Origin of the sequence: Streptomyces sp. NPDC005195 (assembly GCF_040608315.1) — a bacterium.
Taxonomy (GTDB): Bacteria; Actinomycetota; Actinomycetes; order Streptomycetales; family Streptomycetaceae; genus Streptomyces; species Streptomyces kaempferi.
Window position 1 is genome coordinate 1 of record NZ_JBEXHZ010000144.1, and the last position, 5,474, is coordinate 5,474.

At 72.3% G+C, this 5,474-nt stretch carries 7 protein-coding genes; 4 read left to right on the forward strand and 3 right to left on the reverse strand.

Going from position 1 to position 5,474, the window contains the following annotated elements; all coding sequences use genetic code 11:
• On the reverse strand, positions 1 to 662 hold a 662-nt coding region (locus tag ABZV34_RS36840), incomplete at its 3' end, for a TIGR03619 family F420-dependent LLM class oxidoreductase (RefSeq protein ID WP_356286862.1).
• A 310-nt stretch (positions 663 to 972) separates the two neighbouring features.
• Between ABZV34_RS36840 and ABZV34_RS36845 the strand changes: the two genes are divergently transcribed.
• Positions 973 to 1,350 carry a hypothetical protein gene (locus ABZV34_RS36845; RefSeq protein ID WP_356286865.1) on the forward strand — a complete coding sequence of 126 codons (378 nt, stop codon included), beginning with the start codon at positions 973 to 975 and terminating at the stop codon, positions 1,348 to 1,350.
• 127 nt (positions 1,351 to 1,477) lie between these two features.
• Here the strand turns inward: ABZV34_RS36845 and ABZV34_RS36850 are convergent, their stop codons facing one another.
• Positions 1,478 to 1,708 (reverse strand): DUF6332 family protein, encoded by a 231-nt coding sequence (locus tag ABZV34_RS36850; RefSeq protein WP_356286868.1) that lies wholly within the window; start codon positions 1,706 to 1,708, stop codon positions 1,478 to 1,480.
• Positions 1,709 to 1,966: 258 nt separating this feature from the next.
• Here ABZV34_RS36850 and ABZV34_RS36855 point away from each other — a divergent pair, with 258 nt between their 5' ends.
• The 3 genes from ABZV34_RS36855 to ABZV34_RS36865 all read left to right on the forward strand — a co-directional run bounded on the left by ABZV34_RS36855 (position 1,967) and on the right by ABZV34_RS36865 (position 4,697).
• Positions 1,967 to 3,175 carry a cytochrome P450 gene (locus tag ABZV34_RS36855; RefSeq protein ID WP_356286871.1) on the forward strand — a complete coding sequence of 403 codons (1,209 nt, stop codon included), beginning with the start codon at positions 1,967 to 1,969 and terminating at the stop codon, positions 3,173 to 3,175.
• A gap of 75 nt (positions 3,176 to 3,250) precedes the next feature.
• Entirely contained in the window at positions 3,251 to 4,021 is a 771-nt protein-coding gene (locus ABZV34_RS36860; RefSeq protein ID WP_356286874.1) for a crotonase/enoyl-CoA hydratase family protein, read from the forward strand.
• 145 nt (positions 4,022 to 4,166) lie between these two features.
• A complete protein-coding gene (locus ABZV34_RS36865) occupies positions 4,167 to 4,697 on the forward strand; it encodes a hypothetical protein (protein ID WP_356286876.1) in 531 nt (176 codons plus the stop codon).
• A gap of 298 nt (positions 4,698 to 4,995) precedes the next feature.
• Here the strand turns inward: ABZV34_RS36865 and ABZV34_RS36870 are convergent.
• Positions 4,996 to 5,474, reverse strand: a 479-nt coding sequence (locus ABZV34_RS36870; RefSeq protein ID WP_356286879.1) for a hypothetical protein, incomplete at its 5' end; no start/stop codon positions are given.

The window sequence follows — 5,474 nt, forward strand, 5'->3', positions numbered from 1 at the left end:
TGAACGGTGACGCCCGGGGGGTCGGGGGGCGCCGCGAGGTGGAAGCCGACGAAGCCTTCGGCGCCCGGGACCGCGCGGCGCAGGGCAGCGGCGCTGTCGCCGCCGGTCACGACCGGGAGCCGGCCGCCGCGCAGCGGCTTCGGGTTGACCCGGATCCCGTCGAAGCGGGTGAACTCCCCTGTGAAGGAGGCCGGGTCCTCGGCCCAGAGGGTACGCAGCGCGGCGAGGTACTCCTCGGTGCGCCGCCCGCGCCCGGCGAAGGGGACTCCGAGCGCCGCGAATTCCTCGGCCGACCAGCCGACTCCGACCCCGAGGGTGAACCGCCCGGCGGAGAGGACGTCGAGCGTGGCAGCCTGTTTGGCGATCAGGACCGGATGGTGCTCAGGCAGCAGGAGGACGCCGGTGGCGAGCTCGATCCGGCTGGTGACCGCCGCCGCGAAGGTCAGGGCGAGCAGCGGGTCCAGCCAGTCCGCGTCCGCGGGCACGGCGATCCGGCCGTCCGGGGAATAGGGGTAGCGGGAGGCGGGTGTGTCCACGAGCACCACGTGTTCGCCGCACCAGAGCCTCGCGAAGCCGTGTGTCTCCGCGGCTGTGGCCACCGAACGGATCACCTCGGGACGGGCTCCGTCACCGATACCGAGCGCGTGCAGCCCCACTCGCATTCTCCGCCTCCGGTTCTCCGCCTCCGGTTCTTCGCCTCCGGTTCTTCGCCTCCGGCCGTCACCTTAAGCGTGGAGCACATGGGTCCCGGGCCTATACGGTGTGCGGCGCGGCTGTTCGTGGCGGGCGGTGCGGGGGCAGGCGGTCGTCTCCCCGCACGTGCGGGGACGGTCACTGGCCGGTGGCCCGCGCGCAGTCTCCGTGCGGCTGCTCCCGCGACCGCGCCCAAAATCTCCCGCGGTATCCGTGGTCAAGGCCTCTCGGTGGGAAAACTCACCACGTGAACGACGTCCAGTCCAGCGGGGAGTATCTGTGACCCGACACGAAATCGGCCGCGTCCTCGGCGCCACCATCCTCACGTCCGTCGGGACCGCCACCGCCCTCCATCATCTGTGGTGGCAGACCGGCGTGTTCTGGGCTCTCGCGCTCTTCCTGGCCCAGGGCGCGGTCCGGGAACGCCGCGCACGCCACGGCCGGCAACGCCGAGCCCGCGTCGCGGCGGAACGTACCGGGCTGGCCGCCCGCGGCCCCGCACCGCTCCCGGTCCCCTGCTGCCCGATCTGGAAGTCCTCCCAGGGCGCCGTACACGGCGCCGACTGCACCCGGCCCCCACCCGCACGCACCACGCTCCACGACGCGGAGCAGCGCATCCTCGACCAACTCGACGACGACACCCGGGACACCGCGTGACCGGCCCGTGGCCCACGCCCGAGGGCGAACACACCCGAAGGCGAACACACCCCCGTCACGTCGAGCCCGGCGCAGGATCCGGCGGCCGCACCGCCGACACCGCCGACACCGCCGACACCGAGAGGCGTTACCGACGCCACAAGCCGGATATCAGCCTGGCCAGGAACACCCCCGCACCGGCCCACTTGCCGCAGATGATCAGGACACGCCGCGCGTCGCCGTGCACCGCGTCGAAGACCAGGGCGGGACCGGCGACCAGAGCGAACGCGGCCCCGGCGAGGATCACGGCGGAAGCAGCGACGTACATCGACTCGACGGTGCTCTCATCCTTCTGCGCCTGCGATCGGGATGCCCCCATTGGGCGATATTCCCCCGTGCGGCTCAGCCTCAATCTGCTCACGCATCCGTGAGCACGGGCGCGGACGAGGAGCGGCCGCGGCCTCCTTCGTGCCGATGGCGGACGTCCGGCCGGTCTCGTGGCGGGGTTCGCCGGGCAGGGGGACCGCGCTCACCGGTCCTGCTCTCTCCCTCAGGCCGGAATGATGAGTTCCGCATCCTCCGGGCGTCGCTGGTCGTTGGTGCGGTGTCCGTGTCGGATCTCGAGCCCGGAGCTACCGTGCCCGCTCGCGCTGTACCGTCCCCGCCCCCCGGTCTGCTGGCCCTACGGGTACGGGACCCCTACCCGTACTTCGCGTGGTTGCGCCGGCATGCGCCCGCCCACGCGGAGCGCAGACCCGGGCGTCCCGCCGTATGGCAGATCTCCCGCTACGACGATGTCCGGGCGCTGCTGAGCGACGGGCGGCTGAGCAAGGAGCCCGGCCGGGTGCCCGGCTATGTCGCGGGGCCGGCCGGTCTGAACCGGCACCTGGTGCACGCCGATCCCCCGGACCACACCCGTCTGCGGACCCTGGTGAACGCCGCGTTCGTGCCCCGGCGCATCGCGCGGCTGGAACCTTTCCTCACGGACACCGCGAACCGGCTGCTGGACCGGATCGAGCAGCACACGCACGTGGATGTGATCGCTGATTTCGCGGCGCCCCTGACCTTCCGGATGATCTGCGCGATCCTCGGTGTCCCCGACGAACTCGACAACGCGGCGACCCGGGACACCCTGATGGCCACCATCGCCCCCGCCCCGGGCCTGGACCCGGCCCGGACGGAAGCCGGTCTGCACGCCCTGCTGGACAGCCTGATCGCCGGCAAACGCGCAGGCGGCGAGCGCAGCGGAGTGGACCTGCTGGGCGCTCTCGTACGGGCCGGTGACGACAGCGGGGCGATGAGTGAGGAGGAACTGCGCTCCACCGCCTATCTCCTGCTGCTGGTGGGCCACGACACCACCATGAACCTCATCGGCAACGGCATGCTGGCCCTGCTCCGCCACCCCGGCGAGGCCGCCCGGCTCACCGGACCGGAGGCAGGAGCCGGCCTGGTCGCCTCCGCCGTCGAGGAACTGCTGCGCTACGACTCCCCGGTGCGGGACGCCACGTTCCGGTGCGCCGCGGAGCCGATCGGTCTCCACGGCCGGGTGATCGGCGAGGGGGACATCGTCAGTCTTCTGATCGGCTCCGCCAACCGCGACGAGACCCGCTTCACCGACGCGGACCTGCTCGATGTGAGCCGCACGCCCAACGACCACCTCGCCTTCGGGTACGGGCCGCACTTCTGCATCGGCGCCGCCCTGGCCCGCCTCGAGGGCAGCGTCGCCTTTCCCCTGCTGCTCGAGCGGCTGGGCCCCGTATCGCTGGCCAAACCGGCCGACGAGCTGCCCTGGCGGCCGGCCCGGGTGATGCGCGGACTGGCCGCGCTGCCCGTCGTACGGAACTGACGCACCCTCATTCACTTGACCAAAGACATAGGGGCACCCCCCCCACCGTGACACCCCCGACCAGGAGCACACCCGATGGACACCCAAGACCCCGTGGCCGTGACCGAACCATGCCCCGGCGTCCTGCTCATCGCCCTCGACAGGCCCCAGGTCCGCAACGCCATCGACCGGTCACTGGCCGAGGCCGTGGACGCGGCCCTCACCCGGCTGGAAACCGACCCGTCGCTGACCGTCGGCATCCTGACCGGGACCGGGGGTCACTTCTGCTCAGGCATGGACCTCAAAGCCTTCCCCGGCCAAGGCGTCCCGGTCGTCGCCGGCCGCGGGCTCGCGGGGCTGACCCGGGCACACCTCCGCAAGCCCCTCATCGCCGCCGTCGAGGGCGCGGCCGTCGCCGGGGGCTTCGAACTCGCCCTCGCCTGCGACCTCATCACCGCCGCCGACACCGCGTTCTTCGCCCTGCCCGAAGTCGCCCGCGGGCTCGTCGCCGCCGAAGGCGGAGCCATCCGTCTCCCCGGCCGCCTCCCCTACCACGTGGCCATGGAGATGCTCCTGACCGCGGCTCCCCTGCCCGCTTCCGACGCCGCCCGCCACGGACTCGTCAACCGGCTCACCCGTGAAGGCGAAGCCCTCCACGCGGCCCTCGCCCTGGCCGAACGCGTCCAGGCCCACTCCCAGGACGCCGTCCTCACCACGAAACAGATCGTCCGCCATACCCGCGGCCTCGACGACCACACCGCCTACACCGTCCAGGACCCCCTCAGCGCACCCGTCTTCACCACCGCCGCCGCCGCCGAAGGCGCCCACGCGTTCACCGAAAAACGCCCACCGGCCTGGCACCGCTAGGCGTTTCGCCCGGATCATCCGGCGGCCGCGAGGATTCCGCGGGTCCGCCGGATGATCCCCGCAGCCGTCCTCCCGGTCGCCCGGTGATCCCCGGAAGAACGGCTAGGCTCCACGGACATCCGGACATCCATACACCAGTTCAACAGTGCACCAGTTCAACTGGTCGGCCGAAGAGGACTGGAACGTGTTCATGCTGCCGGCCATCGCGGCTGTGATCGCCACCCCGTTATGGGTCATCGCCGTGGTCGTCAAACTGCTGTCCGTCGCCCTGCCCGGCCGGCGCACCGACTGGGGCGTGCGACTGCTGCGCTGGAGCGCCGGCATGACGGCGCTGGCCGCCGTCATGCTTCTGGCCATGGCGCTCGGCGCCGTCGAACTGTCCGACAACGAGTCCCGCTCGGGGGCGGACTCCTCGCCGGCGCCCGCCTGCCGTGACGCCGCACCCCATCGTGTGGAGCGCCTCGCCGGCCACCGCGCCTCGTACTTCCCGCCGGCCTTCGACTGCGTCCTGGACGACGGAACGACCTACCCCGGTTCCGAAGGCTACGTGTGGCTCGACAGCCTCGTCATCACCTGCGCGGCCGCCTCCGTACTGCTGGCGGTGGGGGCCAGGTACAGCACCGGCCGGCAGGCGGCGCGGCAAACGCGCGTGCCGGCCCCCGGGACGCTGGGGTGATTCAAACGGCAGGCCCGAACCGCGAGCGGTGATCCCGCTGAACTCACCGGCCCCGTCCGGGCCGCTGCCGGACTTCCGCCGCATCCGGTGTGGTCCGGGCCGCGCGCGTTCGGTCCTGGCGACGGGAAGCTGTTCCTGGGGAGGTACCGGACGGCGTACGCGACGCGCGGGAGGACCGCTTCACGCGGTCGCAGCCGGCGGCCGCCGCATGACCGCGCCCGGCCGGCCCGACCGCCGAGCGCCGACGTCACGGCACCCGCGTCGCGTCACCCGGCCGGACACGGCTGAGGTGACTGCCTCACCAGGTGTGGGCGACATCGACCACCAGACGGTGGGGAAGCTGGGACACCTGGAACGGCAGCCGGGCCCGCACACCGAGGCCCACTTGCGTGACCCCTTCGAAGCTGGCCCCGAACTTCGCCTCGCGGAAGGTGCGGTAGCCGGTCAGGTCGACGCCCGGAAGCGCTTGGCCGCCCCGGCCCGGGTAGGTCGCCGCGTGAGTCTCCGGGTCGTAGGCGGGGGCGGACACCCTGATCTCGATGATCGCCCCGCCGGAGAGCGGAATGCGGATGCCGGACGGGTCCTGGTAGAAGGCGTCGACGTAGTGCACGGTGTACCCGATCGGGCCGGTGCCCGCCGTGGGTACGTCGAAGACCATGCGGTCGTAGCAGTCGTGCTCGCCGGTCCTGATGTCGGTCAGCGATCCGGCGTCGGTGTCCGCCGCGGTCTTCGGAAGGCTGCCCCAGCCGGCCGGGCACGCGACAGCCGTCGTGGCCG